This is a genomic window from Bradyrhizobium tropiciagri, from assembly GCF_001189845.1.
Classification (GTDB): domain Bacteria; phylum Pseudomonadota; class Alphaproteobacteria; order Rhizobiales; family Xanthobacteraceae; genus Bradyrhizobium; species Bradyrhizobium tropiciagri.
This window is the reverse complement of the sequence record NZ_LFLZ01000023.1, coordinates 98,491-125,010: the sequence shown is the minus strand read 5'-3', so window position 1 is coordinate 125,010 and position 26,520 is coordinate 98,491. Positions and strand designations below refer to the sequence as shown.

Here is a 26,520-nt window from a genome sequence, read left to right as displayed (position 1 = left end):
AAATCGGGTGAGGGGCCGCGGCTCCAACAAGGACCGTACCCCCTCACCCGGCGCTTCGCGCGACCTCTCCCAAAGGGAGAGGTGCCTCGGCGGTTACTGCCCGTTGGTCCGGCGCGCGGCCTTCGGGGCCTCGTCCTTCAGCTTCTCCAATGCGCCGGGCATCATCTGCCCGAACATCGAGCTCAGCATCGCCGTCGGGATCAGGCCGGCACTGTTGCCCTCCGCGCCCTGCCCGCTCGACATCAGGAATTGCGGCACCAAGGGCTGATTGATCCGCGTCAAGGCGTCGGCGAATTTTGCAAAATTCTGCTCGGCAAGCCGGTACTCCGGCCCGCCATAGGCATCGACCGACAGCTTGGTCGCCTGCGCGTTGGCGGTGCCGACCGCCAGCACCCGGTCGGCCTCACCCTGGCCTTCCAGCCGTGACTGCTGGCCGACCGCGGCTGCGGTCACCTTCCTCGTCTCGGCATCCTTCTGCGCGCGGGCGAGTGCCGCCGCGCCCTCGTTCTCGTTGACCTTGACCTGGATCAGCGACTGCGTGAGCGCCGACTGCGCCGCTGCCGTCGCCTTGGCCTCGTTCAACGCGCGCTCCTGCACCGCGGCCTTCTCCTGCTCCTGATAGGTCTCGATCTGCTCGCGCGCGATCTGGCGCGAGCGGAGCTGGATCAGGATGTTCTCGATCGTGTGGTCGCCGGGCGCCGCCCGCGGCGTGCCGATCAGGACCTCCTGAAGGTCGAGCGAATAGCTCTCGAACCTCGCCTTCATGTCGTGGGCCGCTTCCGCCTGGATCGCGGCGCGGTTCTGCAACAGCTCGATCAGCGTCATCTTCTGCGCGATGTTCTTGAAGAACGCGGAGACCATCGGGTCGAGCGTCTGCTCGACCAGCTTCTTCACGTCACCGAACCGCTGGATGATCATCGGCGCCTTCTTGTAGTCGATGTGCATCACCACCGAGAGCGGCAGCGTCGGCTCGAACGCGTCCTTGGTGATCAGCGAGATCTCGGACAGGTTCTCGTCGAGCTTCATCGCGCCGACCTCGCCGCGCATCCATTTCAGGATGAAGTTGACGGTCGGGATCACCTCGATCTTGCCGGCATAGGTGTTGAAGGCGTATTTGCCCGGCAACAGCGGATCCTTCCAGACGCCGCGGCTGCCGTTGAGCACCAGCTCGCCATGGCGATACTGCTCGCCCGAGACGTCGTCGGTGCGCGGGCCGGTGTAGAAGATGACGACGCCGACATTGCCGACCGGGATCACCGTCTTCGGCACCGCCTCGACGGTCGCGAACAGGCGGTTGATGTACCAGGTGCCCTCGACGATGACCTGGAGCTGGCGGCCGCGATAGCCGCCGGCGCTCAGGAATTTCTCCGGCTCCTGGAAATTGTTATGAAAGGTCGCAGCATCCCGCAGCTCGATGCCGACCTCGGGCGCGATGATCTCGCCCGGAGGCAGCGACGGGCCATCATGCACGGTGACGATGCCGACCAGGTCGTGGTCGGCCGCCAGCACGACCGGGGCAAAGCCCCAGCGCTCGGTGATCGTGAGCTGCATGCTCTCGAGCACGCCGCGTTCGCGCTCGCTCAAGGCGTGACCGTAGACGCGCTCGTCGGTGATGACGGCGAACTGCGTGGTGTTGATCGCATAGGTGCCCTCGCGCAGGATCTTGCGCTGCGGGCCCTTCTGGCCGCCGCCGCGCAGGAAGCGGCGCGCGTCCTGGAAGTCCGACTTGTCCTCGGTGTCGTTGGCACCGAGCACCTGCGACGGCTCCAGCGCCGCGCCGTCGCGCGCGAACACATAGGCGATCTTGCCCTGGCCGACGGTCACGAGGTCCGAGCGATGGATCCGGTACATGAGGGGAAACATCACGTGCAGGCCGCCGCGCAGCACCTCCGGCTCATAGCCGGCCTCGCCGTTCAGCGCGATGAAGCCGTCATCGATCGAGCCCTTGGTCGACCACAGCTTCTCGACGATGCCGACCTGATTGTTGGGAATGTAGCGAAATACGTTCGATACGCGCAGCAGGATCACGATCGCGATCAAAACTGCGGTCCAAATGGCCGGTTGGGTTAAACCCAAGCCATTAAGAAAACCGACGAAGTCCATAGTCCGTCTCCACAATTCGCAACTGGGCGGTTTGGGGACCCAAACCTGACCCAAGAATTGCGATGCGGACATGTGGAGCGGCCATGGCGACGCAAGGCGTGAACATTATTCGCGCTGCCAATCTTTTTTTGATGACGGGATGAACCGCAGCACCGGTGGCGCGACATCGATCGGCGCGACAAGCATGCTGCGATTGCGCATCATTCCCAGCAGCTGGTGGACGGGCCCGTGCTCAACGTTTCGGGTTGCGCCCGCGGATCTGGTCAAAGCCTTGCTTGATTGCGGCGAAGCGCGCGTCGACGACCGGCTCGAATTCGAGGTCGGTGAAGATATAGGGCCAGTCGTTCTCGACGCCTTCGCGGACGAGTTCACCGACATACATGGGATCGATGCCATCGGAGATGCGTTGGCGGACCTGATTGATCCGCTCGGCAAGCGGGCCCGATGTCGGCAAGGTGCGCGTCTCCCCCTCGAAGCGCTTGGGAAGGTTGCGCCTGGAGTCCATGATGTGCGTGCGGATGAACCCGGGACACAGCACCGACACGCCGATCCCGCGAGGCGCGAGTTCCTGCCGCAGTTCCTCGGACAGCGCGACGACGCCATACTTCGAAACGTTGTAGGCCGTGCTCGCCCCTGAAATAATGCCAGCGAGCGAGGCCGTGGAGACGATGTGTCCACCCTCGCCATGCTGCTCGATCAACGGCCCGAAAATCTCGATCCCCCAGATGGTCGCCATCAGGTTGACCTCGAGGGTCCAATTCCACGACGCGTCGGTCCAGGTGCCATAGGGGCCACCGCCGCCGACGCCCGCGTTGTTGACGAGGATATGCACCTTGCCGTAGCGCGTAGTCGTGGCTTCGGCGGCCGCCACGAGTTCGGCCTTGAGCGAGACGTCCGCTTTCACGCCGTCGACATCGGCGTTGGTGCGCCTCAGTTGCTCGAGCGCCGCGGACAGAGCCGCTTCTTCAATATCGCACAGCATGACCTTCGCCCCCGCCTGGGCCAAAGCGGTCGCGATCCCCAATCCAATGCCCGACGCAGCACCGGTCACGAACGCGGTCTTTCCAGCGAGCTCCTTCACGCGCATTCTCCCCATGCAAACGGACACCCTCGCCGCAAAACGCCAAGTGCGAGCGGGCGCCATATGACCGCACTTTCAAGCGATTGAGAAGTGTGCGGGAATGTCCGCTCTCGGCCCCTGGCCGTCCTGCTGGACGTCTTTGGCCCTGACGTCGGCACGCATGCACGGACCGCAATCGGCGTCGCCCACCTTCCACTCAACTTTCCCGTCGTCATCGCAGCCGAACTTGCCGTTCGCTGACCTGTCGGAGCGCGGCGCGCTGCGACGCTTCCGCCAATCGAGGTAGTCCGGAAGTGATGTCACTGCGGTTACGCCGGCTAGTGGTGGAAATGGCGAAGCGCGCGCATGATCCGATCCGGTACCGCCGACGTCAAATCGCCACGTAGCCTGTCGAAGCATCGAAGCATTCCGCGGCGCGTCCCGACGTCCGTGAAGAACTCAACCGTCGCCAATGAGGAGTTGCGAAATGACTCGAGACCGCACATTCGCGCTGGGCGGATTCGCGGCCCTGTATCTGGTGTCATCCGCCGCGGTTGCGCAAACCGCGCCGCCAACGTTTGAAGGGGACCCAGACGTCTATAAAGTGATCTTCGAGGATCAAAACTTTCGCGTCATCGAGACGGTGCGAAAGAAGGGCGTTCATGACAAGGTGCACGGCCATCCTCTTCCGTCGGTTCTCTACCACGTGACTGATTGCGATACGAGGCTCTACGCACCTGACGGAAAAACCACCGATACCCACACCAAGGCCGGCAGCGTGAATGCGGTCCCCGTCATCGCTTCACACTCGTCGGAGAATATTGGCCCGGCAGACTGCCGGCAGATTTTCATCGAACGCAAATAGCGTGACGTGCCAGGTGGGCGCGCTTCTGTCCGTATGGAAGCAGCCTCGGAAAAACCCGGGGCTCTCGTGGCCGGGCCACCTCGACCTGGCTGCGCTGTCGTAGCGGCAAGAATGACCCGAGCAGGTTCGGCATTCCAACGCGCCGGTGGTCTACTTCAAATAACCGACGTAGTAGATTCCGATCACCTTTCGCGAAGAATCCAAGATGGGTTTGTACCCGGTGATGTAAGGCTTGCCGAGAATGTCCACCTCTCCGTAGAACGGTTCGCCTTTCCTGATGGACTCGATGGCCTTGCCTTTAGGATCCAGAATGGTTCCGATTGCGCGCGAACCATCGTCCTTTTTCACGTTGGTGGCGACGCGGATATACTCATCACCATGTTTCACGAAGATCGTAGCCGTGCCCTGAGCTTGACTCACGACCTCATCAACCAGTTGAAAATTGTTGTTCATCTTGGTTTGACCAAAATAGATGGCAGGGACTTCTTTGCCGGCCACGGAATCCGTGCCTTCTATCTTTGGCGGGCCCAGCTTGTTGGCTCCGGATTCCAAGAGTTGCATCGCCGCAGCTAACTTCGCATCTTGAGCCTGGCCAACTTGCGAAAGTAGTATTGCGGCGCAAGCGAGGCACGCGACCGTCAAAGTGCCGAGAACAATATGCTTGACTTGCATGGGCTTCCCTCCTCGTTGAAGAGGTAGCGTCTCCCTCTGCACAATCAGAATTGCCGGCTAATCATTAAACGTCAGAAATGTAGTCGCTTTACCCTTGCCGTAGAGGTATCCGCTACCACTATGCACTCGGCTGGGCGTTAAACTCCCAGCCGTCTATTAGTGCACCGCTGAACGACTAAAGTTCAGCGGCGGGTCAAAACGTCGCAGCCGAAATTTTGATAAGCGCACGCGCCCTATCTCGGATGCCACCAGCGGCCGCCGATCACGACGCCTTCGGATGCGATCCTGCGATCGCCGGTCAGATGTTCGCCGACCACGTCGACATAGTTGAACTGGCCTTGCCTGATCGAGAGCAGCGTGGCATCGCCGACGCTGCCCGGCTTGAGGCTGCCGAGCTCCGGCCGCCGCAACGCCATCGCGGCGTTGGCGGTGGACGCCGCGATCACATCCGGCAGCGACATCCCCATGCAGAGGAATTTCGACATCGTCGTCACCTGGTCGAACGCCGGACCGTCGATGCAGAGCTGATGGATGTCGGACGAGATGGTGTCGGGATAGAAGCCGTTGGCGAGCATCGCGCGCGCGGTCTTGAAGGCGAACGAGCCCTTGCCATGGCCGATGTCGAACAGCACGCCGCGCTCGCGCGCCTCCAGCACGCTCCTTTTCACCGTGCCCTGCGCGGTCGCCGGCGTGTTGGGGAACGGACGGAACGCATGGGTCAGCACGTCGCCCGGGCGCAAGCGCGCCAGCACCTCCTCATAGCTCGGCGGCGGATGGTCGATATGCGCCATCAAGGGCATGCCGACCTGCTCCGCCACCTCGAGCGCGATCTCGAGCGGCACCAGCCCCGAGGTGCCCGAGGCGAACAGACCGACGCGGACCTTGATGCCGACGATGAGGTCGCGGTTCTCGTCCGCGACGCGCGCGGCATCGACCGGATTCATCAGCCGCAACTCCTCGCTCTCGCCGACCATCACCCGGTCCGAGAAGCCGAAGATGCCGGCATGCGAGACATGCAGATAGGCGAGGATGCGGACCTGGCTCGGCTCGATCACATGCTTGCGGAAGCCGGCGAAATTGCCCGGGCCGGCGCTGCCGGTGTCGACTGAGGTGGTGACGCCGGAGTTGCGGCAGAATTCCTCCGCGTCGATGCCGAGCGAGGTGCCGCCCCAATAGACATGGGTGTGCAGGTCGATGATCCCCGGCGAGACGATCAGCCCGGAGACGTCGCGCACGTCGGTTGTGGGATCGGCTTTCAACTCTCGGCCAACCACAGCGACCTTGCCGCCGGCAAAGGCGACGTCGGTCACCGCATCGAGCTTTTGCGACGGGTCGACCACCCGTCCGCCGCGCAGAATCAAATCGAAAGGCATCGTGTTCTCCGGATTTCAGTCCGGCACGATGGTCGACTTCGGCGGCGCCTGCAAGCAGCTCAACCGACACGGGCCTGATGGGAAACCGGCGCGGTCGCCGTCGTCACCTGATCCGCGCTGTTGTCTGCATCCTTGCCTGTATCCTTGTCCCTGTTCTTGGCGGACGCGACGATCGCCGCAATGGCCGGGTTATGCGCGGCCTCCGAGGCGGCAATGATCTCCTGGGCCCAGCGATACGACGACTCGAATATCTCCTGATGGCGGTCGAAATCGGTCACGTCGATGCCGTCGGGCGTCGGCGGGCGCATCACCAGATCGAGCGGCGTGGTCGGCAGCGTGTCGTAGCGCTGATGCGCGACGAGGCTTCGCCACAACACATTGACGGCACTCGGCGCGGCCGGGAGCGACTTCCGCCGGAACGGCATCAGCAGGGTCGCAAGCAGCTCGAACCTTCCCGGCAGCGCGGCATAGTCGACGTCGAACATCTCGGTTGCCGGCTCGCCGAAATGGACCACCAGGTTCGGGCCGCTCTTCATCTGGTGCATCTGCGCCAGCGGAACATTGTCGACGAGGCAGCCGTCGACCAGCATCGAGCCGTCCTTCGTGTAGAATGGCGGCAGCAGGCCGGGAATGGCGCTGGATGCGCGCACCGCCTGCCACAGCAGGCCGGTTCGGATCAATTCGAGACTGTGCGTCGACAGATTGGTCGCGACCGCCGCGAACGGCCGCCAGCAATCCTCGATGCGGCAATTGTGGCCGTACTGATCGGCAAGCGCCGCGTCGAAGGCCTTGTGGTCCAGCAGCGCATAGCGCGGCCAGGTCGGTCGGCGGAAGCTGCGGCTGGAGACGAAGATCTCATGCGTGCCCCGCTCGAGATGTTCGGCGTCGTAGTTCTTGGCAAAGCCCGCCGCCATCGCCGAACCGACGCTGGTGCCGACGAAGATGTCGAACATGGCGCCGCGCTCGCGAAAGGCTTTGTAAACCCCGACATGCGCGGTGCCGAGGCTGCCGCCGCCGCCGGCGACGAACCCGACCGCGCGACCGCACAGGAAGCGCACCAGGCTGTCGATATCGATCTGGTCCTCGAGCGCGACATGGTGGTGCATGAAGCAGGGCAGCCGCGCGAGCCAGGCCGCGGTGCCGCTGACCTCGTTCTGCCTGATGTCGTGAACGCGAACCAGGCGCCGCGCCGACGCCGGATGCACGGCGCAGGCGAAGCTCTCGAGCTCGGTCAGATCAGGCGCCGGCGCCTGGCCGCGGCAGGCCAACACGACGAGGTCGGCCTGGCGAATGGTCTTGCGCGCCCATTCCGATGCTTCGGAGCCGCCGAAATAGGCCACCAGCGGCGCGTCGTACTCGATCCGGTTGAGCCAGTCGGCGACCTCGGAGGCATCAAGCGTGCGGCCGGGAAACATCGCCTGGACGCGCGCGAGGTCGACGATCTCGGCGCCGGCGGCAGCAAGGCCCTGGCGTAGCCTTTGTTCAAAGCCAGCCGGCACCGGCTCGCGTCCGCCCGAGATCAGCGCGACGGTGCGCGCCTTCGGTGACGTCCGGAGCGGCAACAGCCGCGCGGTCTGGATGGCAAACCGCTGCGCGAGCGCGGCCAGCAGCGCCTCGACGATCCCGGGCGTTTCCTCGACCAGCCGCGCATAGGCCGCGCGCGTCAGCACCAGCACGCTGCTATCGCGGATCGCGATCACATTGGCCGTGCGCGGGATGTTGGCGAAGAAGCCGATCTCGCCGACCAGCTCGCCGGCGCGAAGCTCCGCAATCGGCTCGGGATGATCGGTCCGGTACACGGCGAGCGCGCCATGCAGCACCAGGAACAAGGCGTCCGAGGCGCCGCCCTGCTCGACCAGCAGCTCGCCACGCACCAAGTCGCGCCGGGTCATCGCGCCAAAGGCGATCAGCCGCTGCTCCGCGGTGAGCGTCCTGAACAGCGGGAAGTCCTCGGACAGGTTTCCCCACGCAAACGTTGCACTCGGCGGCACGCGGTTCGACTGCATGATCGGATGTTAGCGCCGGGCCGTCGTCCCGGCGAGCGATATCAGAGCATGATCGGCAGCACCCGGGCGCTATTCCTTTGGGAGCACTGCAACAGGAATTGCAGCACTCCCATTTGCCTGCCTCACCCGACCAGCTCCGGCCACGGCACGATGGTCGACTTCACCGTCTTCATCGCCATTGCATCCGCGACCGCCTGTGCGACGCCGTCCTCGGTGAACGGATAGATGGTCTGCATGTCGAGCCAGGGATACTTGTCGCGGGTGCGGTAGAGCATGTCGACGCCGAGCGGCAAATCGTTGCCGGTGAAGCCCCAGGAGCCGAGCACGTTGAGGTCCTTGGTGCAGATGCGGTGCCATGACGTATTGATCGAGCCGGCATCGGTGAACTGGCCCATCTCGACGTAAGTGCCGCCGTCGCGCAGCATCTCGATGCCTTCGGGGCCGGCGGTCGGATGGCCCGAGCAATCCATCACGAGATCGGCGCCGAAGCCGCCGACGATGTCGCGCACCGCCGTGATGCGCTCTTCCGGCGTCCTGAGCTGCTCGATGTCGACGGTCGCTTCGGCGCCGAAGTTGCGCGCCAGCTTGAGCCGCGGCGTCTCCGGTGCACCGACGCAGATCACGCGCCCTGCCCCCATCTCCTGCGCGGCGGCCACCGCGAGGATGCCGATCGGCCCGGAGCCCTGGATCACCACCGTGCCGCCCCAGGAAAAGCCGCCGGCGCGGGTCGCGCGGTTGAAAGCGCGGATGCAGGAGGTCAAGGGCTCGGAGAGTGCGCCCAGCCGCAGCGACATGTCGTCGGGCAATTTGTAGATCTTGGTGCCGGGCAGCATGTCGAGATCGACATAGACATATTCAGCCCAGCCGCCCCACATGTGAGGAGCCTTGTCGAAGCCGAGATAGCGGCCGTAATAGACCGGCGTCAGGCACTTGTTGGCGCTCTCGGGATAATGGACGCAGTAGTAGCAGCGGCCGCACGGCATCAAAGGCGGGATCATCACCTTCGATCCCACCTTGAGCGGCTTGCTCATGAAGTCTTCGGTGAACTCCGGGCCGCATTCGACGATCACGCCGCCGAGCTCGTGGCCGAGCGTGAACGGCCACGGCAGCGGCTTCGGCCAATGTCCCTTCAGAATGTGCAGGTCGGTTCCGCAAACCCCGCAGGCGCCGACCTTGATCAAGGCCGCCTTTTTGCCGATTTCCGGCCATGGCACGGTCCGGATTACGGGCTTGGCTCCAGGTCCATCATGCGTGCAGACGCGGATCTGCTCCATCGGTTCGCTCTCCCTGTCCTTGTCGTTGGGCCGGGTACGGCCACACCGAGTTTAGGTCAGGACGATTGGGATGTCATGAATGCCTGTCATGAAGGTCTTCATGACTGACCTTGGCGGGACGAGGCGCTTCAAGTCTTGACGGGGGTATTTTTCCGCAAGGAAGCATCGCAAGAAACCATCGATTGTGAACGCAGCTGAGTGCGCAGAAGTTAGTAGCATTGCGGGGACGACACCATGAATTCAGGTATCGAAGGCATCGTTGGCATGTACGTCAAGTTGGGCGAACTGGACACGCTGCAACGCATGAAGGAGCATCGGCAGAACCTGCTGGAGCAATGCGTCGATACGGCGAATTTCAGCTTCGATGTGACGCGATCGATCTACCGAAGCGACCTCGAGGTGATCGAAGCCGGCATCGAGAGCCTCTCGGGCGAGATCACCGGCCATGTCGACGTCTTCAACGAGAACAGGATCGCCGGCTGGGCCCTGTACGACCAGCACCCCGACAAACGGGTGACGATCGATATCTATTTCAACGGCGAGCTCGTTGCCGAGGTCGTCGCCGATCAGTTCCGCAAGGACCTGCTCAAGCTCAACAAGGGCGACGGGCACCACGCCTTCATGTTCGAGCCGCCCGCCGGGTCATATCAGCCGCCCTTGCAGCTCGAGATCCGCGCGGCGAAACGCAAGGTGCTGAAAGCCGTGACCGTTGAACCGCCGGCGGCGACGGTCGAGCCGGCCATGGACGCCGAGGCCAAATAGCCTAGCCGCGTTCGTTTTCACGCCGGCGCTGTCACTTCAGCGCGGTGCCGTCGGGGGCAAAGCCCTCGACCTTGTCCGTGATCACGAACGACATCAGGTCGTGCCCGATCACCAATGGCCCCTGATAGGTCGTGCGCGTCCGCTTCAGCAGGACATCCTCCGGCACGTCCTGGGTCGGCGGCTGGCTCGCGAACACGATGTGCGAATAAACCGCAAGCTTCGGCTTCGCCTCTGCGAAGATCTTGCCGGCCTGTTCCGGCGAGGTGTGATGGTTCTCGATCGCACGGTAATTCGGATAGGCCTTGAACAGGTCCGGATCGATCACCGCGACCTCGTGGATCAGAAGGTCGGCGCCCCCGGCCGCCTTGGCCACCCGCTCGTCCGGCTTGGTGTCGCCCGACAGCACCACCTTCTTGCCGTCATACTCGACGACATATCCGAACGACGGCTTGATCTTCTCGCCGTGATTGACCTCGATCGCGGTGACCTTGACGCCGTTCTTCTCGTAGACCGGACCCGGCGCGATGTCCTTGGCCGCGAACGCGACACCCGAAGGCGGATAGTCCTCATCATCGATGCGGATGCGGATGTCCTCGGAGAACGCCTTGGTGAGATTCTCGGTCATCGCGACGGTGCCCTTCGGTCCGAAGATCACCATCGGCGTCTTGCGCGAGCCGAACGGCGTGCCGATCCATCCCGTCAGCCACATGTCGGGAAGGCCGACGACATGGTCGGAATGCAGATGGGTGATGAAGTGCGCCGTGATCGCGCCGATCGGGATCTTCTTCTGGAACAGGCGGATCGTCGAGCCGCGACCAAGATCGAAGATCAGCTTCTCGGGCCCCGCCTCCACCAGCGTCGAGGCGCTGAAGCTGGAGAGCCGCGGCGTCGGCGTTCCAGTGCCGAGCAAGGTGACGCGCATCTCGGCGGCTCGTGCCATGCCGCAGCCTGCGAGGATGGCCGCGACTAGCACAAGCCACGGTTTCAGTCGCATGATTGAACGTCTCCACCCCATGAGCCTACTCATTGTCGAGGCTAGGTGAACCCGCCGGGGTTGCCAATGCCTGCTGCGACACGACGGACGGGCGTGGCGGATTGACAGTAACAGCAGCTCCATCCCAAGCTGCGGCACAATTTCAGGTTACGGAATGAAGCTACAGCCCGGCTCCGAACGAATCTTCGCGGACGAGCGCACCGACCCGCTGGATGGACGCGTGCAATGGGCACCGGCGAAGTCGCTGTGGCTCGGCAGCATGACCTCGGTCGCGATCATCTTCGGGCCGCTGCTGTTCTCGTGGAGCGCATTCGCGCTGTTCATCGTGACCAGCGCGATCACCCTGTGCTTCGGACATTCGGTCGGCATGCATCGCCGCCTGATCCATGCGAGCTTCGACTGCCCGCTGTGGCTGGAGCGGCTCTGCGTCTATCTCGGCACGCTGGTCGGGATGGCCGGCCCCTACGGCATGGTGCGGCTGCACGATTTCCGCGACTGGGCCCAACGCCAGGCGGCCTGTCACGCCTATTCCTGCCACGCAGCCGGCTTCTGGCGCGATGCCTGGTGGCAGCTGCACTGCAGGCTCGTGCTGAAGCACCCGCCGCTGTTCCGGCTCGAACCGCGGCTTGCCGATGATCGCTTCTATGCATTCGTCGAGCGAAGCTGGATGTGGCAGCAACTGCCCTGGGCGCTGCTGTTCCTCGCGATCGGCTCGTGGAGCTGGCTGGTCTGGGGCATCTGCGTCCGGGTCGCGGTCTGCGTCACCGGTCACTGGCTGATCGGTCATTACTCGCATCGCAAGGGCGGACAGACCTGGATCATCGAGGGCGTCGCGGCCCAGGGCTACAATGTCGCATCGCCGGGCTGATCAGCATGGGCGAAAGCTGGCACAACAATCATCACGCCTATCCCGGCTCAGCGAAGCTCGGGCTGCTGCCGGGGCAGATCGATCTCGGCTGGTGGCTGATCAAGGCATTCGAGGCGGCAAGTCTCGCGCGCAACATCAAGACGCCGGACAATCTTGCGCCGCGCCCGGGCGCCCGCCGCGTCGACGGCCCTGATAATGCCGGTGCGATCGCCAGGACCTAGCGAACGCGGGTGCTGTCCGCCGCGCGGGTTGCAGATCCGTCACGATGCCGCTATATCGCCCCTGTCGGAAAAGGCAGACTTGGTTTGGTAAGCCCAAGTCCTTTCGCGAACGAAGTCCGTTCGGAAGCGAAAGCTCTGGTCTCCTGCCGCGTGCACGGGATCCCCACGACGAACACCGGACGCCATCCAGGCGCCCATTGTTCGTCCGTGTGGTTCTCAACCCGACGAACCGCTCCGGTCGAACACCGACATAGGAGCCGTTCATGCACCACCACCACCTTCCCCATGATGTCGTGATTGCCGGTGCCGGGCCCGTCGGCCTGATGCTTGCCTGCGAGCTGCGGCTTGCAGGGCTCTCGGTCCTGGTGCTGGAGCAGGCCGCCGACCCGCATTCGCCGTTGAAGCGGCTGCCGTTCGGCATGCGCGGCCTTTCGGCGCCCAGCATCGAAGCCTTCGATCGTCGCGGGATGCTGGACGAGATCGCAGCGCTCCAGCGTGCGAAGCATGGCGCGGGCAGCAACGCGTCGAACGCCGCGCATGGGATGCAACAGCCGCGCCGCCCGGCGGGCCATTTCGCCGGCATCCAGTTTTATCACGACGCTATCGACACGTCGCAATGGCCGTTTCGCCTGCCGAGTCCGGCCGGCACCAGCATGGCGGTCGACATGGAGTCGCTCGAATTCGCCCTCGCCGCTCGCGCAACCGAGATGGGCGTCGAGATCAGTCGCGGCGCGGGCGCGAGGCATGCGAGCAGTCGGATGACGGCGTCGCCATTCGCGCCGGCGGCGAGACATTCCACGGACGCTGGCTGGTCGGTTGCGACGGCGGCCGCAGCATCGTGCGCAAGGCGGCCGGCTTTGCATTCGTCGGCACCGATCCCGAGTTCACCGGCTATTCGGTCGAGGTCGAGATCGCCGATCCGGACCAGCTCGCCGCGGGCCGCCACTATACGCCGACAGGCATGTACACGTACGCAATCCCCGGCATCATCGCGATGGTCGAGTTCGACGGCGGCGCGTTCCACCGCACCCAACCGATCACCTGCGAGCATGTGCAGGCCGTCTTGCGCCGCGTCTCCGGCACCGACGTCACGTTGACGGCGCTCCAGCTTGCCACCACCTGGACCGATCGCGCCTGTCAGGCGACGGCATACCGGAAGGGACGCGTGCTGCTCGCCGGCGACGCCGCGCACATCCATTCTCCGCTGGGCGGCCAGGGGCTCAACCTCGGGCTCGGCGATGCGATGAACCTCGGCTGGAAGCTCGCGGCCACGATCCGCGGCGACGCGCCGGCGGACTTGCTCGACAGCTATTCGCGTGAGCGACATCCGGTCGGCGCGCAGATTCTCGACTGGTCGCGCGCCCAGGTCGCGCTGATGCGGCCGAGCCGGAGCACGCGCGCGTTCGAAGCCATCATCCGCGATCTGATCGCAACGCCCGACGGCGCGACATATTTTGCCGAGCGGGTGTGGGGCGTTTCGCTCTGCCACGAGCTTGGCGGCGGCCATCCGCTGGTGGGCCGCAGCGCGCCGGATTTCGAGCTCGCTTGCGGGATGAGGCTCGGCGAACTGCTCAGAGACGGGCGCGGCCTGCTGCTCGACTTCGGCCCGCGCGCGCCCTTGCGCGCGCTTGCCGATCGCTGGCGAGGCCGGATCAGCTATGTCGCAGGCGAGGCCAGGGATCGGCTGGGCTTGACCGCAGTGCTGGTGCGTCCTGACGGGCTTGTGGCCTGGGCCACAGACATCGAGCCGGATCTGAAGGAGACTGCTCGAGCCGCGGCGCGATGGTTCGGAGAACCTGACGCGGCATATCAAGGAGCCTGACGCTTCCGGGTACGGCGCACGCGAACGTCGCTGATCGCTCTCGCTCCGTGTCCGGGTTCCATTTCACAACCGTAACGCCCCGTTAACCCTATCAGCTTTAGGGTCATCGGGGCTCCGAATGGCCGGTGGCCGGGTTTGTCGTGATGTCGTTTGCACAGAAGAAAACTAACGTCGTCCCCGTAGCCGAGGAGCGGCGTCGCTTCCAGCGCGTCAAGGTGCACCTGCTCGGCCGCTACATGCTGCCCGACCGGCGCGAGTTTCCCTGCCAGATTATCAACATGTCCCCGGGCGGCCTCGCTCTGCTGGCGCCCGGCATCGGCAATGTCGGCGACCGCGTGATCGCCTATCTCGACCATATCGGCCGCGTCGAAGGCCGCATCACCCGCATCATCGACAACGGCTTTGCGATGACGATCGGCGCCACCGCGCGCAAGCGCGACAAGCTCGCCGCCCAGCTCACCTGGCTCGCCAACCGCGATATCCTCAATCTGCCCGAGGATCGCCGTCACGATCGTATCGTGCCGCGCAACCCGATCGCGCTGCTCACCCAGGAAGACGGCACGCGGATGACCTGCCGCATCATCGACCTCTCTTTGTCCGGTGCGGCTATTGCCGCCGAGAACCGCCCGCCGCTCAAATCGCTGGTGATGCTCGGCCGGGTGCAGGCCCGCGTGGTGCGAAACCTCGAGGAAGGCTTCGCGCTCGAGTTCGTCCACGAGCAGTCCGCGGAAACCCTCGAAGAGAGCGTTACCGCGAGGTAAAGCGAAAAACCGCGCAAGCCCCCCGTTTTCAGCCCGCGAAGGCGGCCACCGGTGCACCGGTGGCCGCCTTTGCCGCGTTTGGCTCGGCGCAATCGGCGGTTAATGGCCGCGCCGTTTGGCGCAACAAACCGCTCTGGGCCAACGCTTGCCGCGTTAATGCATAAAATTTGAATCAATTGCAGTTGTTTCAAATTTTACGCGAATTCGATTCAAGTAAAGATCGAATTCGCCGCAGCTTTTACCAGTATTCGCGTCAAATCTACTTTGCGTACTTAGCGGCGGCGCAAAAGCTTTGTGCGAAACGTGGTCCCAACAAGAAGAACGGGGGCTACGATGTTTGGGTTCAGGGGACAGGGGAAAGGTTTGGCGGTTGCCGCCATTCTGTTTGCGACGTGCGTGTCGGCCAAGGCCGGCGACGTGGTCTACGCCAGCCTGGGCGACGTTGCGCGTTCGCCGATCGGCTGGGTCGAATTCTGCGCCGACAATCCGGCCGAATGCCGCGGCGCCGCGACGCAACCACGCGACATCGTGATGTCGCAGACCGCTTGGCGCGACCTCGTGCGGGTCAACAAGTGGGTCAACGAATCCATCAAGCCGATGACCGACATGGATCATTGGGGCGTGATCGAGAAATGGTCGTTGCCGACAGACGGCTACGGCGACTGCGAGGACTACGTGCTCCTGAAGCGCAAGATGCTGATGGATGCCGGCTGGCCGCGCTCGGCGCTGTTGATCACGGTGGTGCGCGACAAGAAGGGCGAAGGCCACGCGGTGCTGACGGTGAAGACCGACAAGGGCGAATTCGTGCTCGATAACCAGAACGAGAGCATCGTCGCCTGGACGGAGACCGGCTACCGCTTCGTCAAGCGGCAATCGCAGAGCGATCCCAATGTGTGGGTCTCGCTCGGCGACAGCCGCCCCGCAATTTCAACCGCAAGCTCGCGCTGAGCAGCAACAAGGAATCGAGTTCGCGACCCGGTCACATCCCCACCCCTCCCCGTCCCAGACCGGTTCGCGCGCGGCCAGGCTTCCCCCAAAGCCTGGCCGCAACCTTTTTTGGGAAGACGCTGCGACCGCTGATCAGAAGAAGCGCTCGAGGAACGCGGCGGTCTGGTCCGTGATGCCGACGATCTTGTTGGTGGCCTGCCGATAGAATTTGAAGTCGAGCTCGGTCTCGGGCCGGCCGTCATCCCAATCCTTGAAGCGCTTGAGCTGCTCGCGTCCGAGCGGCTGCCTCGCCAACGCAACGCGCCTAACCGCGATGCCGACGCGCGGCGTTTGCCTGGCGATGCCAGCCTTGCGCGGCACCGCTTCGGCCGAGGTCACGATCCCACGCGCGATCAGGCCATTGCCGCCCTCGTTCTCGCTCGCGAACACGAACACGACGTCACCCGCGACGATCAGCTTGCCGCCATAGATGGTCTTCTGCGCGGCGAAGCTGAACGCCTTCGCCCGCGGTTCACGGATCTCGGTCTTGATCGCAAACGCCATCGCACGCCTTTCGCCGGTTCGCTCGGCCGTCCGGCAGACCGAGGCTTGACATCCTAGCAGCCGCTCGGTTGAATTGAATTCAATTCAGCCATGGACAAGCGATGGGCGCAACGAGCCTCGGGACACGCGAACGGCTGCTCGCGGCAGCCCAACAGGAACTGATCGAAGGCCAGGGGCACCTCGAGATGCAGGCCGTCGCGAGACGGGCGCAGGTCTCGGTCGGGCTCGCCTATCACCACTTCGGATCGAAGGCCGGCCTGATCGCCGCCGTGGTCGAGGACTTCTATGAGCGCCTCGATGAGGCGGCATTCGGTGGCGCCAAGCTGTCCGCCAAAAACTGGGCGGACCGGGAGAAGGCGCGGATCGGCGTCTATGTCGCCTTCCACTATGAGCACCCGTTCGCGCCCCTCGTGATCGGCCCGCTGAGCCGCGCACCCGAGGTCCTCGACGTCGAGACCGCCTTCACCGGCCGCCAGCTCGCAGCCGGTGCGCGCATGCTCGAAGCCGCGCAGCGCGACGGGATCGTGCCCGCAGAGCTCGACCCTCACCTCACCATCGCGCTGATGATCGGCGGCATCCGTCAGGCGCTGATCGGCGCGCTGACAGGCGAACGGCGGCCGGATCCGGCAAGGCTGACCTCCGACATCTGGGCCTTCATGGCCGCCGCGCTGCGCCTGCCGGCCGGCCCCCCGCCCACCAAGTCAAAAGCCACGCGGCGCAGCCGCACCTAACGTTCAACTTTAACCCCAAGGTCGGTGGCCATCTTGTTCAACCCGCACGATTTTCACACGCCGCAATCGTCCTACGCCGAGCCGGATCTGCTGCGCTCGAGCGAGGGCGGCTATTTCGGCCCCGGCAATGCGCAGCTGCCGGCACCGCCGATGCTGATGATGGATCGCATCACCGATATCGGCATCGACGGCGGCGCGTTCGGCAAGGGCCGCGTCGCGGCCGAACTCGACGTTGCGCCGGACCACTGGTTCTTCGCCTGTCACTTTGCCGGCGACCCGGTGATGCCCGGTTGCCTCGGTCTCGACGCGATGTGGCAGATCATCGGCTTCTGGCTCGGCTGGTCGGGCTCGCCGGGCAAAGGCCGCGCGCTCGGGGTCGGCGAGGTCAAGTTCAGGGGGCACATCACGCCGGACGTGAGACTCGTGCGCTACGAGGTCGACCTGCGTCAGGTCCGGCGCGGCCGCCTGGTGCTGGGCATCGCCGACGGCCGCGTGTTCGCCGACGGCGCTTGCGTCTACCTGGCGAAGGACATGAGGGTCGGCCTGATCGCGCCCGCGGGCTGAGGCGCCGCACAGTCCCGTTTTGGGGCAGAAGCCTCGGAATTTGCGGCGAATTTTGCAGGCCCCGCGCCGTCGGCGTGAAGCCCCGGGTTTTGCCCGCGGCAAGGTTGTGCTATTTCGAACCTTTCAATTGATGTCCGGTTCTGGTCGCATGGTCGAACTTGCCCCCCGGAATTCACAAGCCAGCAGCCTAATTGGCGTGCAGCCGATCGCGATCGGCGCCGTGGCGCTGGTGCTCGTGCTGTTCGGGATCGGCTCGATCGCGCTGTGGCGCAGCTTCAGCGGCAACGTGCCCGAGACCGATCGGATGGTCGCCGTCCGCCAGTTGCAGGCACGGACCGCGCAGGTTTCCGAGGCCCTGGTGGAAAAGACCAAGGGGATGGAAGCGACCCAGCAGGAATCCATCGACCAGTTGCAGGAAGTGCAGGACCAACTGCTGACCATGCGCAAGCAATTCGCGCTGCAGCAGGCCGACGCCAAGAGGCTGTCCGACCAGGTCGCCGCACTGACCGAGCAGGTCGAGGGGTTGCGCCAGTCGCTGGCGAGCGCGCAGGCCAACGAGCCGGCCGCCGAGCCCGAGCCGCGCAAGCGATCGAAGGCCACAAGGAGCGCCAACCGCAAGCGCCACAGATCGCGCGGCTGACGACCGAAAATGGCGATCGCCCGGTCGCGGCCATCAAAATGCGCCAAATGCCGAACAACATCAGCAGCTAAGGTGGAACTTGCGGACTCCGGGCCTGCTGACAGCGGCCTCGTATGAGTGCCCGTTACCGTGAATTAATCCGGACTTTGTGAACTGGTTCACACATCCGACTTCGAATCCGAGTCATCCTTAAATCACCGGATGGCGTGAGCCGATTTCAATATCCGGGGCTGGCAAGGTCGTTGACGGTATACTACGTCGACGGCCTTGTTTTTTGGGGCGCTGGAATCCCGGTCTCGGGACTGCACCGCCAAGGCCTGGCTCCGGATACATGGCCGAAGCAGCACGACCGGCCCGGCTGACCGGCTCTGCATCTGGAGCATCGCTACGGCTATAGCGCAGCGAACGGCGTTGCCCGCCTACTTGACGCGATCGCGCATGATGCGACCGCCCTTCTGCCGCAACCGCGCAAGCTGCGGCTCGAGCTCGTGGAGCATGTAGACCAGCGCAACGGCAAGGCTCGAAACAACCACCATGAACAGCAATGTCAGATCAGGAATGGTCAGCATCTCGGATGTCCTCTGAGGCCCGGCTCCAACCGCAGCCGGACCATGTGTTTTCGCGACACGCTCACGCAACTGCCGTCACACAAAGCAAGCTGCATACCAATGCGCGACGGCCTCGGCATCAAGACACCGAGGCGCGCCAAACATTCCAAGACCATCAGCATGGCGATCGGATGGACCGGCCATGCGTCAGCGGATGGCTCAGTTGCAAACCTGCACCGGCCGCACCTGCCAGCCATACGGTGTCAGCATGCGACGGCGCACGACGTAGCAGCCGCCGTCACCGTAGCCATAACCATAGCCGTAGCCATCGTCGTCGCCGTAACCGGCGTAGTACGGATTGCCGTAGTAGCCATCATAGTAATCGTAGGCGCCATAGCCGAGCCCGAAGCCGATTGCTGCCGCCGCGAACGGATAGCCCCAGCCGCGCCGGTGCCAGCCGCCACCATGCCAGCCACCACCATTCCAGCCACCGCCGTGCCAGCCGCCACCGCCAGCCCAACCGCCGCCGATCGCAGCCGACCGGAAGCCGCCGCCCGCGCCCATGGCGCGGAATGCACCGCCGTGGAAGCCGCCGAAACCGCCGCCACCGTGGAAGCCGCCGCCCCCGTGGAAACCACCACCACCGTGGAAGCCGCCGGCAGCCGACGCGGTGTCGACCGTGAACAGGCCGACCGATACCGTCGCCAGCAAGGCGATCATCGTTTTACGCAACATCACCCGTTACTCCTTTTCCCAAGGCTCTTCTTTTCAAGCCTCCTCCGCCGCGTCCCGCGCATGCTAACTCAATCTAGGATCGCGGCTTCTGGCGCGCGCCTGTGTCGCGCTCACTTCTGCGCGACCCGCGTTCATCAAGGCGCAGCCGTCAAAAGTTAACAGCCGCGGCAGATGCCTTTCAGCCGTTGCTCGACTGACCTGTTCTCGTCGGCAATCGCCTTGTCGAAGCTTTCGCTCGATGCCGCGCCTGTCGTGACGCCCTCACCGGAGTTGAGCCGGCCGGAAGATTGAGCGGTGCCGGCGCTGTTGGTGCCGGGCGGCGGTGACGTGACTTGCGGCGATGCCGGGCTGGCCGGCGAGCGGTTGCCGCTCCCGGTGCCTTGGGCGACGGTCGCCGCGGGCGTCAGCAGAATCGCAATTGTCGCGAACGCGGCGGTAGCGGATAATTTGCGCATGGCAACTCTCCCTTGCGGACATCAACGGGTCCGCAAAACGCCGGTTCCCACGGGCGTTGGAGCAATAAGGTTTGGGAGCAATGCAATTTGCGCAAGCTGATCGAATTTGACGACGATACTTTCGACAAGCTCAAGCAGCTTGGACGCGACCGGATGGCGACCTTGCAGGAGCTCGCAGACGAGGCCTTCGCCGACCTGCTCAGGAAGCACGGTATTCCGATCGACCTGAAGGATGCGCTGCGCAAGAGCGCAAGACTTCAAGGGGCGGCAAAGCCTATCCCCGCAGCACCGAAGGCTGCGCGCAAGCAGGGCCGCAAGCGCTGAGAACCAGAGTTATTGTCTAAGCATGATCTCCGCGCAAACGCTGCGCGTTTGTCGCGTGGGAAAACCGGATCATGCTTTAGCCGATCTTCTTCAGTCCGGCTTTGTACTGCGGTCCCCTGATCGCGTAGGACTTGGCCGGCCGCGACAACGCTTCCGCCTGCGCGGCATCAAGCGTGCGCATTGCGCGCGCGGGCGCACCGATGATCAGGGAGTTTTCCGGAAACTCCTTGCCCTCGGTGATGACCGAGCCGGCGCCGACCACGCTGCCGCGCCGGATGCGCGCGCCGTTCATCACGATCGATCCCATCCCGATCAGCACGCCGTCTTCCAGCGTACAGCCATGCACGATCGCGTTGTGGCCGATCGTGACGTTGTTGCCGATGGTCAGGGGAAAGCCGGGATCGACATGCAAAGTCGAATTGTCCTGGACGTTGGAGCCCTCGCCGATCTCGATCCACTCATTGTCGCCGCGCAGCACCGCGCCGAACCAGACGCTCGCTCCCGGCTTGAGGCGCACCTTGCCGATCACGACGGCGTTGTCGGCGATGAAGTAGCTGCCGTCGGCGGGAAGATCGGGCCCCTGCCCGTCGAGTTCGTAGATCGCCATAAAGGTCTCCTCGGAGCGTTTTCGAGCGGAGTGGACACCGGTTCGCGTGAAGAAAACGCGTCAAAACAAAAATCCGGGCCGTGGTCTGAGCAATCAGAACCGAAGCTCTGGTCAGGGTGACCTTGGCACAGCGGCGGACATGGTTTCAAGCAAGTGCCGGGATGATCCGGCGCGGATCATGATCGGATCAGCCGAGCACGCCCGCGGCGCGCAGCGTCATCATGAAGAAGGTGCCCGACATCAGGCTCCAGAAGCCGGAGATGACGGTTGCCATCATCACGAACTCGAAACGGCGGCGCTCGATGCGTGCGCCGCGCAGTGTGTTGCGCATGATGATGAAGGGTGCGGCGAAGACGAGGAACGGGACCGCGGCGAAGGTCTTCGGCGCCACGCCCTCCTGCAGCAGGCCGAAGCCGGCCGGGCGCTCCGCCATCGCCTGATAGCCGCTCGCCAGTGCGCCCGCGAACGCAAAGCCAATCAACAGCGAGAACAGGGAATTCAAGGTATCGGGCAACATCGGGAACTTCCGCTACGCAACTGGCTACTCACCCCTGCTTCGCAGAATTGGCCGCCGGCCGCCACATCATCCTTAAGGAAAGGTTAATCGGGCTCGCCTGGCGTGGCGTTTGCGCATGGCCATTCGCTGAGGGATTCCGTTGGAATCGTACGGAAATTCTTCGCCTCATGGCATATTCGGCGGGTGATTCGACCATCCCCGACCCGGTCTTTGCCTCGTTCATGACGCTTCTGTCGACCGCCCAGCATCTCGCCCGCGACACCCGCCGCAATCCACGCGCGCATCTCGTCCCGATCATCGCCTCGGCGGTCATCGCGGCCGGCGCGATTGCGCTCGTCGCCTATCTGTTGTGGCCGACCTATACGACCGTCCCGGCGAGCGATCCGTCGCGGCTGCCGGTCAGCGTCGGCGGCACGCTGTTCAACGTGCCGACGATGGCCGTGCGCATGAAAATCCAGCGCCATTCCGGGCCGCAGGAGCGGGTCGATCTGAGCTTCCTCTATCCGTCGCTGGAGGCACCCGCCGCGCCGAAGCACTACAGCGCCGATACGGTCGAGGACAAGGTGCAGCCGATCGACCGCATCTTCGTGTCGATCGCGGCCCACCACGATTCACTCGCGCCGGACATGCGCCTGCGCACGATCTACCCGCGCTATCTCGACGAGCGTGCGAATACCGATGACGGCTTGACGGCGCGCGCGTTCCGCGAGGGCACGCCCTATGGCGGCGAGGACCTGTTCACCGCAGCCGAGCCGCAGCTCGTCGCGCGCTGCACCCGCGACACCTCGACACCCGGCATGTGCCTGAGCGAGCAGCGCATCGAGGGCGCCGACCTGACCTTCCGCTTTCCGCGCAGCTGGCTCGCGCAATGGCGCGACATCGCCACGGCGATGGGCCGCCTCTCCGCGCAGATGCACAGCGCGAAGGGTTAGTAAGTTTCCGTCATTGCGAGCGAAGCGAAGCAATCCATCGAGCCGCACACGCGGAAGCATGGATTGCTTCGTCGCTGCGCTCCTCGCAATGACGGCTCGGCAGGTAGCGCGGCCATTCCGCCTTACTCGGCGAGATCTTCTTCCAGGATGGCCATCTGGAACTGGAACGAGCGATCATCGTCCTCGTCGTCGACGAACAGCACGCCGATGAACTCCTCGCCGATATAGACCTCGGCGGAGTCATCCTTCTTGGGCCGCGGCACCACGCGGATCTTGGGATTGCTGAACACGCGCTTCAGATACGCGTCGAGCTTCCTGACTTCCTGAACGTCCACGGCCGTCTCCAATCGGGTCGATGATTTTCGGGGAGGTTTTAGGACGAGACGGCAAAGATCGCCAGAGCCTTTTCAGGCTTTGGCGACGTGATGTTGCGCACACGCTGAAACGCGCTGCCGATCAGAAAGCGAATGAAATCAAAGACCGATCGCGTTGAGCATCTGGTCCATGGTGCGCGACGGCTCGGCACAGCCGGCTTCGCCGACGATTTTCGCCGGCACGCCCGCGACCGTGACGTTGTGCGGCACGGGCTTGACCACGACGGAGCCCGCCGCGATGCGCGCGCAATGACCGATCTCGATATTGCCGAGGATCTTGCGCCGGCGCCGATCAGCACGCCGTGACGGATCTTCGGATGGCGATCCTCGTTCTCCTTGCCGGTGCCACCGAGCGTGACGCCATGCAGGATCGAGACATCGTCCTCGATGACGGCGGTTTCGCCGCAGACGAAACCGGTCGCGTGATCGAGGAAGATGCCGCGGCCGATCCTGGCCGCCGGATTGATGTCCGTCTGGAACACCGCCGAGGAGCGGCTCTGCAGGTAGAAGGCAAAGTCCTTGCGGCCCTTCTGATGCAGCCAGTGCGCCAGACGATGGGTCTGCAACGCATGGAAGCCCTTGAAATAGAGCAAGGGGTCGATGAAGCGCGAGGTCGCGGGATCGCGGTCATAGACGGCGACGAGATCGGCGCGGAACGCGTTGCCGATATCGGGCTCGTCGCGCAGCGCCTCGCCATAGGTCTGGCGGATCAGGTCGCCCGACAGCGCGGCGTGGTCGAGCCGCTCGGCAATGCGATGGATCACTGAATCTTCGAGGCGCTCATGATGCAGCACGGTCGCATAGATGAAGGTCGCGAGCTCCGGCTCGCGCCGCAGGATGTCTTCCGCCTCGCCGCGGATCCGATCCCAGATCGGATCGAGCGCCGCCAGCTTGCTCCCCTGCGGATTGACCTGATGAACTGCCATAGCTGCTCTCGCAATTCGGTTGTTCTGATGTGCGTTATAGCACGGTGGACCCAGCGCGTCCCGGGAGGCTCGGTACGGTAAACCCACCCCCTGCGCCCCCGGACCGGCGTCTAGGGGAGTTGGTCGGGATTTTGCCGAAATCAAGCCGTGCTTCTGCAACTATTGGCGGATTTCGTCTCCAGTGTGGTTTTGGGCATGGTCGGCCCCAATAAAAAGGGGGAAACATCATCAATACCCAGACGTTACGCGGCCGCCTGACCGATGCCCGGTCGGTCTGGATCGCCACCATCGCCATTCCCCTCCTCCTCCTCGCGCCTGCCTTCTGGAACGGCTATCCGCTGCTCCAATGGGATACCGGCGGCTATCTGGCGCGCTGGTATGAGGGCTATCTGGTGCCGAGCCGGTCCACGGTGTTCGGCATCTATCTCCATGCCGGCGAGACCTCGGGCTTCTGGCTCAACCTCGGCATCCAGACCCTGGCGACGCTGTGGATCCGATGCGCGCGGCACGGCAACAGAAGTGGCATCTCGACTTCACCGCGATCAACCGCATCCATGTGCCGGTCGCGCTGGCCTCGATGCTGCTGACCGTGCTGCTGTTCGGCCGCGGATTGTGGCAGCGCCGGCTCGACGATCTGACGCTGCTGGCAGGCACCGTCACGCTCGCACTGCTCGGCAATGCCGCGATCTGTGGCGTGATCTCGGGGCCGCACGACCGCTACGGCGCGCGCATGGTGTGGGTCGCGACCTTCGTGGTGCTGATCGCGGCTGCGCGTGCCTTCGCCAAGGACGATGCTGAGTACGAAGCCGGCGAGCTATTTGCGCTGCGACAGGAAGTCGATGACGCCGGTCTTGTAGACCTTGTCACCGACCGCCCGCATGTGGTCACGGTTCGGAATGTCGAGCACCTGCGAACCCGGAATGATCCGGCCGAGCGCTGACGCCGAGCCCGCGATCTCGTCGTTGCTGCCGACCGCGATCAGAACCGGCACGCGGATGCCGGCGGCCTCCTCGCGCGTCATCAGGCGGCGCGAGCCGCGCAGGCAGGCGGCGAGCGCGCGGCGATCGGAGCGGGTCTGATCGGCGAAGGCGCGGAAGGTGCGGCCGACCGGATCGGTGACATCGTCGAGCGACGGCGCTTCCAGCGCCAGCGCGACGGCCTCGCCGGGTCCGCCGCCCTCGATCAGCCCGATGCCGATGCCGCCGAGGATCGCCGACCGCACCCGTTCGGGATTTTCCCGCGCCAGGATCGCGGTCATCCGCGAGCCCAGCGAATAGCCCATGATGTCGGCGCGCGCGATGCCAAGATGATTCATCAGCGCGATCACGTCGCTTGCCATGATCGCGATCTCGTACTGCGCGGCATCGTAGAGTTTGGCGGATTCGCCGTGGCCGCGATTGTCGAGCGCGATGACGCGACGGCCGGCCTTGACGAGCTCCGACACCCAGGTCGGATAGATCCAGTTGACGTTCTTGCTCGAGGCAAAGCCGTGCACCAGCACGATCGGTTCGCCCGCGCCTTCGTCGACATAGGCAATTTCAACATCGCCGTGGTGGAAACTCGGCATCATCGATTCCGTTTTTTCTTGAGATCGGGATTTGGGATTCGCGATCGACCGGCGACCGCAAGCTTAGCCCTGGACGGGCATACTCGCCAGAGTAGCCGTGGCAGCCATCTGCCGCTTCAAGCGGCGCGCTTGCTTCGTCTCAGCCACCACGCCGTGGTTCGCTCGGTGGTGGCCTTGATCGACGACAGGAAACCGAACAGCGCAAACAGCGCGCCGAACACCCACATCGAGAGATTGAATGCACCGGCGGCAAGCAGCAGTGCGCCGCGACCGAGCAGCTTCAGGATCGCGCGGGTCTGGCCGCCCTTCACGTCGGCGATGCGCGCCGCACGCGCGATTTCCTGCGGGTTCTCCGCGACCTTCAGCGTGTCGCGCGCGGCGCGAACGCCGGCCGCCTCGCCGATGCGCCCGACGTCCTTGGCGACACGCACCAGTGCGCCGGCCTTCTCGGCGCGGAACGCTGCGCGAATGGCGGTTGCGGTTTCCGCCGGCCGAAGCACCGAGCCGGACGCGACCGCTTCGCGCAGCGCCGGCTGATCGACCATCTCGCGGGTCGAGCGCCCGGCCCATTCGATCATGCCCTCGCTCAGGCGCCCCGCCTTGCGCGTGTCCTTGACCAGCGTCAGCCCGGCGCGCAGAGGCCCGGCGCCGCCGACCGACACATAGGTCGCCGCGGTCACGGCGAGCCCGGCGGCCGCAAGGCCGAGCACCAGCTGGTCGGTGTCCTCGCCCATCACGAGGTGCTTGCCCTCGCGCACGACATCCCTGATGTCACCGAACACGAACAGGTCGCCGGCGACCGTGCCGGACAGGCTCGCGACATCGTCGGCGTTGCCGGTCACAAGGCCGGTGGCGAACCCTTTGGCGAAATGCGTGGTGGACGACTGCTCGGCGCGCGCGTCGTCGACGCGCTTGGTGAGTTCCGCACTGAGCGCGATGTTCTTCTTGCCCGCGAGCGCGACAAAGCTGGTCGCAAGATCGGCGTCTCCGGAGGCGAGTGCCGCCTCGATATTGTCCTTGATCAACGCCGGGTTGTTGCGCAGCACGGAATTGACCCTGAGGTCGGCGAGATCAGCGGGATCGTCCCGCGCTGACAGCACCGCGCCGGCGTCACGGGCATGCGGCCAAATAGCCGCGCCCATGGCAGCACTTACCGCCAGGCCAGCCACCGCAACGCCGAGCCGCACCCCGTTCATTCCGCTTGAAACCTCAAGTTTAATTCGCCTTGTTTAGTTCGCCTTGGACATAGTGTGCCGTTTTTGCGACACAACGGCTCCGACCAAAGAAGGGCTTCTCTGGGACGACAAGATTGTGTCGAATTTGCATGA

General features: G+C 64.4%; 26 protein-coding genes and 4 pseudogenes. 13 read left to right on the top strand and 17 right to left on the bottom strand.

Features of this window, described 5'->3' with window-relative positions; genetic code table 11:
• Nucleotides 1–93: 93 nt before the first annotated feature.
• Nucleotides 94–2,103 carry an SPFH domain-containing protein gene (locus tag AKN84_RS19935; RefSeq protein WP_050422345.1) on the bottom strand — a complete coding sequence of 670 codons (2,010 nt, stop codon included), beginning with the start codon at nucleotides 2,101–2,103 and terminating at the stop codon, nucleotides 94–96.
• A gap of 232 nt (nucleotides 2,104–2,335) precedes the next feature.
• Nucleotides 2,336–3,190 (bottom strand): SDR family NAD(P)-dependent oxidoreductase, encoded by an 855-nt coding sequence (locus AKN84_RS19930; RefSeq protein WP_244485301.1) that lies wholly within the window; start codon nucleotides 3,188–3,190, stop codon nucleotides 2,336–2,338.
• Between the two features lie 460 nt (nucleotides 3,191–3,650).
• On the opposite strand from AKN84_RS19930, the gene AKN84_RS19920 reads away from it, so the two are divergent.
• Nucleotides 3,651–4,028 (top strand): hypothetical protein, encoded by a 378-nt coding sequence (locus tag AKN84_RS19920; protein ID WP_050422343.1) that lies wholly within the window; start codon nucleotides 3,651–3,653, stop codon nucleotides 4,026–4,028.
• A 150-nt stretch (nucleotides 4,029–4,178) separates the two neighbouring features.
• Here AKN84_RS19920 and AKN84_RS19915 read toward each other — a convergent pair whose 3' ends face one another.
• The 4 genes from AKN84_RS19915 to AKN84_RS19900 all read right to left on the bottom strand — a co-directional run bounded on the left by AKN84_RS19915 (nucleotide 4,179) and on the right by AKN84_RS19900 (nucleotide 9,353).
• Nucleotides 4,179–4,700 (bottom strand): Cache 3/Cache 2 fusion domain-containing protein, encoded by a 522-nt coding sequence (locus AKN84_RS19915; RefSeq protein WP_050422342.1) that lies wholly within the window; start codon nucleotides 4,698–4,700, stop codon nucleotides 4,179–4,181.
• 233 nt (nucleotides 4,701–4,933) lie between these two features.
• The gene (locus tag AKN84_RS19910; protein WP_050422341.1) at nucleotides 4,934–6,073 is read right to left on the bottom strand and encodes an amidohydrolase/deacetylase family metallohydrolase; all 1,140 of its coding nucleotides are present in this window, start codon (nucleotides 6,071–6,073) and stop codon (nucleotides 4,934–4,936) included.
• A gap of 59 nt (nucleotides 6,074–6,132) precedes the next feature.
• Complete coding sequence (locus AKN84_RS19905; RefSeq protein ID WP_050422340.1) at nucleotides 6,133–8,079, bottom strand: patatin-like phospholipase family protein; 1,947 nt, start codon at nucleotides 8,077–8,079, stop codon at nucleotides 6,133–6,135.
• Between the two features lie 122 nt (nucleotides 8,080–8,201).
• The gene (locus AKN84_RS19900) at nucleotides 8,202–9,353 is read right to left on the bottom strand and encodes a zinc-binding dehydrogenase (protein ID WP_050422339.1); all 1,152 of its coding nucleotides are present in this window, start codon (nucleotides 9,351–9,353) and stop codon (nucleotides 8,202–8,204) included.
• 234 nt (nucleotides 9,354–9,587) lie between these two features.
• On the opposite strand from AKN84_RS19900, the gene AKN84_RS19895 reads away from it, so the two are divergent.
• Entirely contained in the window at nucleotides 9,588–10,115 is a 528-nt protein-coding gene (locus tag AKN84_RS19895) for a hypothetical protein (RefSeq protein ID WP_050422338.1), read from the top strand.
• A 31-nt stretch (nucleotides 10,116–10,146) separates the two neighbouring features.
• On the opposite strand, the gene AKN84_RS19890 is transcribed toward AKN84_RS19895, so the two are convergent.
• Complete coding sequence (locus AKN84_RS19890) at nucleotides 10,147–11,109, bottom strand: MBL fold metallo-hydrolase (RefSeq protein ID WP_050422337.1); 963 nt, start codon at nucleotides 11,107–11,109, stop codon at nucleotides 10,147–10,149.
• Between the two features lie 154 nt (nucleotides 11,110–11,263).
• On the opposite strand from AKN84_RS19890, the gene AKN84_RS19885 reads away from it, so the two are divergent.
• The 5 genes and pseudogenes from AKN84_RS19885 to AKN84_RS19870 all read left to right on the top strand — a co-directional run bounded on the left by AKN84_RS19885 (nucleotide 11,264) and on the right by AKN84_RS19870 (nucleotide 15,729).
• Nucleotides 11,264–11,977: a fatty acid desaturase family protein gene (locus AKN84_RS19885; RefSeq protein WP_347337354.1), complete on the top strand. Its 714-nt coding sequence runs from the start codon at nucleotides 11,264–11,266 to the stop codon at nucleotides 11,975–11,977.
• A gap of 5 nt (nucleotides 11,978–11,982) precedes the next feature.
• Nucleotides 11,983–12,198: a hypothetical protein gene (locus tag AKN84_RS50425; RefSeq protein WP_347337353.1), complete on the top strand. Its 216-nt coding sequence runs from the start codon at nucleotides 11,983–11,985 to the stop codon at nucleotides 12,196–12,198.
• A 263-nt stretch (nucleotides 12,199–12,461) separates the two neighbouring features.
• Nucleotides 12,462–14,020: pseudogene (locus tag AKN84_RS19880) on the top strand (FAD-dependent monooxygenase).
• A gap of 143 nt (nucleotides 14,021–14,163) precedes the next feature.
• On the top strand, nucleotides 14,164–14,781 hold the full coding sequence (locus AKN84_RS19875) for a PilZ domain-containing protein (protein ID WP_021077717.1): 618 nt from the start codon (nucleotides 14,164–14,166) through the stop codon (nucleotides 14,779–14,781).
• Between the two features lie 333 nt (nucleotides 14,782–15,114).
• Entirely contained in the window at nucleotides 15,115–15,729 is a 615-nt protein-coding gene (locus tag AKN84_RS19870; protein WP_050422336.1) for a transglutaminase-like cysteine peptidase, read from the top strand.
• A gap of 132 nt (nucleotides 15,730–15,861) precedes the next feature.
• On the opposite strand, the gene AKN84_RS19865 is transcribed toward AKN84_RS19870, so the two are convergent.
• Nucleotides 15,862–16,272, bottom strand: a complete 411-nt coding sequence (locus tag AKN84_RS19865) for a hypothetical protein (protein ID WP_050422335.1) — start codon at nucleotides 16,270–16,272, stop codon at nucleotides 15,862–15,864.
• Between the two features lie 101 nt (nucleotides 16,273–16,373).
• On the opposite strand from AKN84_RS19865, the gene AKN84_RS19860 reads away from it, so the two are divergent.
• The 3 genes from AKN84_RS19860 (at nucleotide 16,374) to AKN84_RS19850 (ending at nucleotide 18,207) form a co-directional block, all read left to right on the top strand.
• Nucleotides 16,374–17,003, top strand: coding sequence for a TetR/AcrR family transcriptional regulator (locus AKN84_RS19860; protein WP_050422334.1), 630 nt, complete (start codon nucleotides 16,374–16,376; stop codon nucleotides 17,001–17,003).
• A gap of 33 nt (nucleotides 17,004–17,036) precedes the next feature.
• The gene (gene fabA, locus AKN84_RS19855; protein WP_050422357.1) at nucleotides 17,037–17,567 is read left to right on the top strand and encodes a bifunctional 3-hydroxydecanoyl-ACP dehydratase/trans-2-decenoyl-ACP isomerase; all 531 of its coding nucleotides are present in this window, start codon (nucleotides 17,037–17,039) and stop codon (nucleotides 17,565–17,567) included.
• Between the two features lie 148 nt (nucleotides 17,568–17,715).
• Nucleotides 17,716–18,207: a hypothetical protein gene (locus AKN84_RS19850; protein ID WP_050422333.1), complete on the top strand. Its 492-nt coding sequence runs from the start codon at nucleotides 17,716–17,718 to the stop codon at nucleotides 18,205–18,207.
• A 419-nt stretch (nucleotides 18,208–18,626) separates the two neighbouring features.
• Here AKN84_RS19850 and AKN84_RS48090 read toward each other — a convergent pair whose 3' ends face one another.
• The 3 genes from AKN84_RS48090 to AKN84_RS19840 form a co-directional block, all read right to left on the bottom strand.
• On the bottom strand, nucleotides 18,627–18,776 hold the full coding sequence (locus tag AKN84_RS48090) for a hypothetical protein (protein ID WP_167351860.1): 150 nt from the start codon (nucleotides 18,774–18,776) through the stop codon (nucleotides 18,627–18,629).
• Between the two features lie 198 nt (nucleotides 18,777–18,974).
• Nucleotides 18,975–19,490: a hypothetical protein gene (locus tag AKN84_RS19845; RefSeq protein WP_244485299.1), complete on the bottom strand. Its 516-nt coding sequence runs from the start codon at nucleotides 19,488–19,490 to the stop codon at nucleotides 18,975–18,977.
• Nucleotides 19,491–19,645: 155 nt separating this feature from the next.
• Nucleotides 19,646–19,945, bottom strand: a complete 300-nt coding sequence (locus tag AKN84_RS19840) for a hypothetical protein (protein WP_050422331.1) — start codon at nucleotides 19,943–19,945, stop codon at nucleotides 19,646–19,648.
• A gap of 87 nt (nucleotides 19,946–20,032) precedes the next feature.
• Between AKN84_RS19840 and AKN84_RS19835 the strand changes: the two genes are divergently transcribed.
• Nucleotides 20,033–20,269, top strand: coding sequence for a hypothetical protein (locus AKN84_RS19835; RefSeq protein WP_050422330.1), 237 nt, complete (start codon nucleotides 20,033–20,035; stop codon nucleotides 20,267–20,269).
• 76 nt (nucleotides 20,270–20,345) lie between these two features.
• Here AKN84_RS19835 and AKN84_RS19830 read toward each other — a convergent pair whose 3' ends face one another.
• Together AKN84_RS19830 and AKN84_RS19825 are read right to left on the bottom strand one after the other, a co-directional pair.
• Complete coding sequence (locus AKN84_RS19830) at nucleotides 20,346–20,876, bottom strand: gamma carbonic anhydrase family protein (RefSeq protein ID WP_050422329.1); 531 nt, start codon at nucleotides 20,874–20,876, stop codon at nucleotides 20,346–20,348.
• 187 nt (nucleotides 20,877–21,063) lie between these two features.
• Nucleotides 21,064–21,393, bottom strand: a complete 330-nt coding sequence (locus tag AKN84_RS19825; protein WP_050422328.1) for a DUF6949 family protein — start codon at nucleotides 21,391–21,393, stop codon at nucleotides 21,064–21,066.
• Nucleotides 21,394–21,614: 221 nt separating this feature from the next.
• Between AKN84_RS19825 and AKN84_RS19820 the strand changes: the two genes are divergently transcribed.
• Nucleotides 21,615–22,325: a hypothetical protein gene (locus AKN84_RS19820; RefSeq protein WP_050422356.1), complete on the top strand. Its 711-nt coding sequence runs from the start codon at nucleotides 21,615–21,617 to the stop codon at nucleotides 22,323–22,325.
• Nucleotides 22,326–22,447: 122 nt separating this feature from the next.
• Here the strand turns inward: AKN84_RS19820 and AKN84_RS19815 are convergent, their stop codons facing one another.
• Together AKN84_RS19815 and cysE are read right to left on the bottom strand one after the other, a co-directional pair.
• Entirely contained in the window at nucleotides 22,448–22,660 is a 213-nt protein-coding gene (locus AKN84_RS19815; protein ID WP_021077729.1) for a DUF3126 family protein, read from the bottom strand.
• Nucleotides 22,661–22,798: 138 nt separating this feature from the next.
• Nucleotides 22,799–23,625 (bottom strand): annotated as a pseudogene (gene cysE / locus AKN84_RS19810) (serine O-acetyltransferase).
• A gap of 227 nt (nucleotides 23,626–23,852) precedes the next feature.
• On the opposite strand from cysE, the pseudogene AKN84_RS45740 reads away from it, so the two are divergent.
• A pseudogene (locus AKN84_RS45740) lies at nucleotides 23,853–24,424 on the top strand (hypothetical protein); the annotation flags it as partial.
• Between the two features lie 15 nt (nucleotides 24,425–24,439).
• Here AKN84_RS45740 and AKN84_RS19800 read toward each other — a convergent pair.
• Nucleotides 24,440–25,192, bottom strand: coding sequence for an alpha/beta fold hydrolase (locus AKN84_RS19800; protein ID WP_050422355.1), 753 nt, complete (start codon nucleotides 25,190–25,192; stop codon nucleotides 24,440–24,442).
• 63 nt (nucleotides 25,193–25,255) lie between these two features.
• A pseudogene (locus AKN84_RS19795) lies at nucleotides 25,256–26,388 on the bottom strand (hypothetical protein).
• Nucleotides 26,389–26,520: the final 132 nt, after the last annotated feature.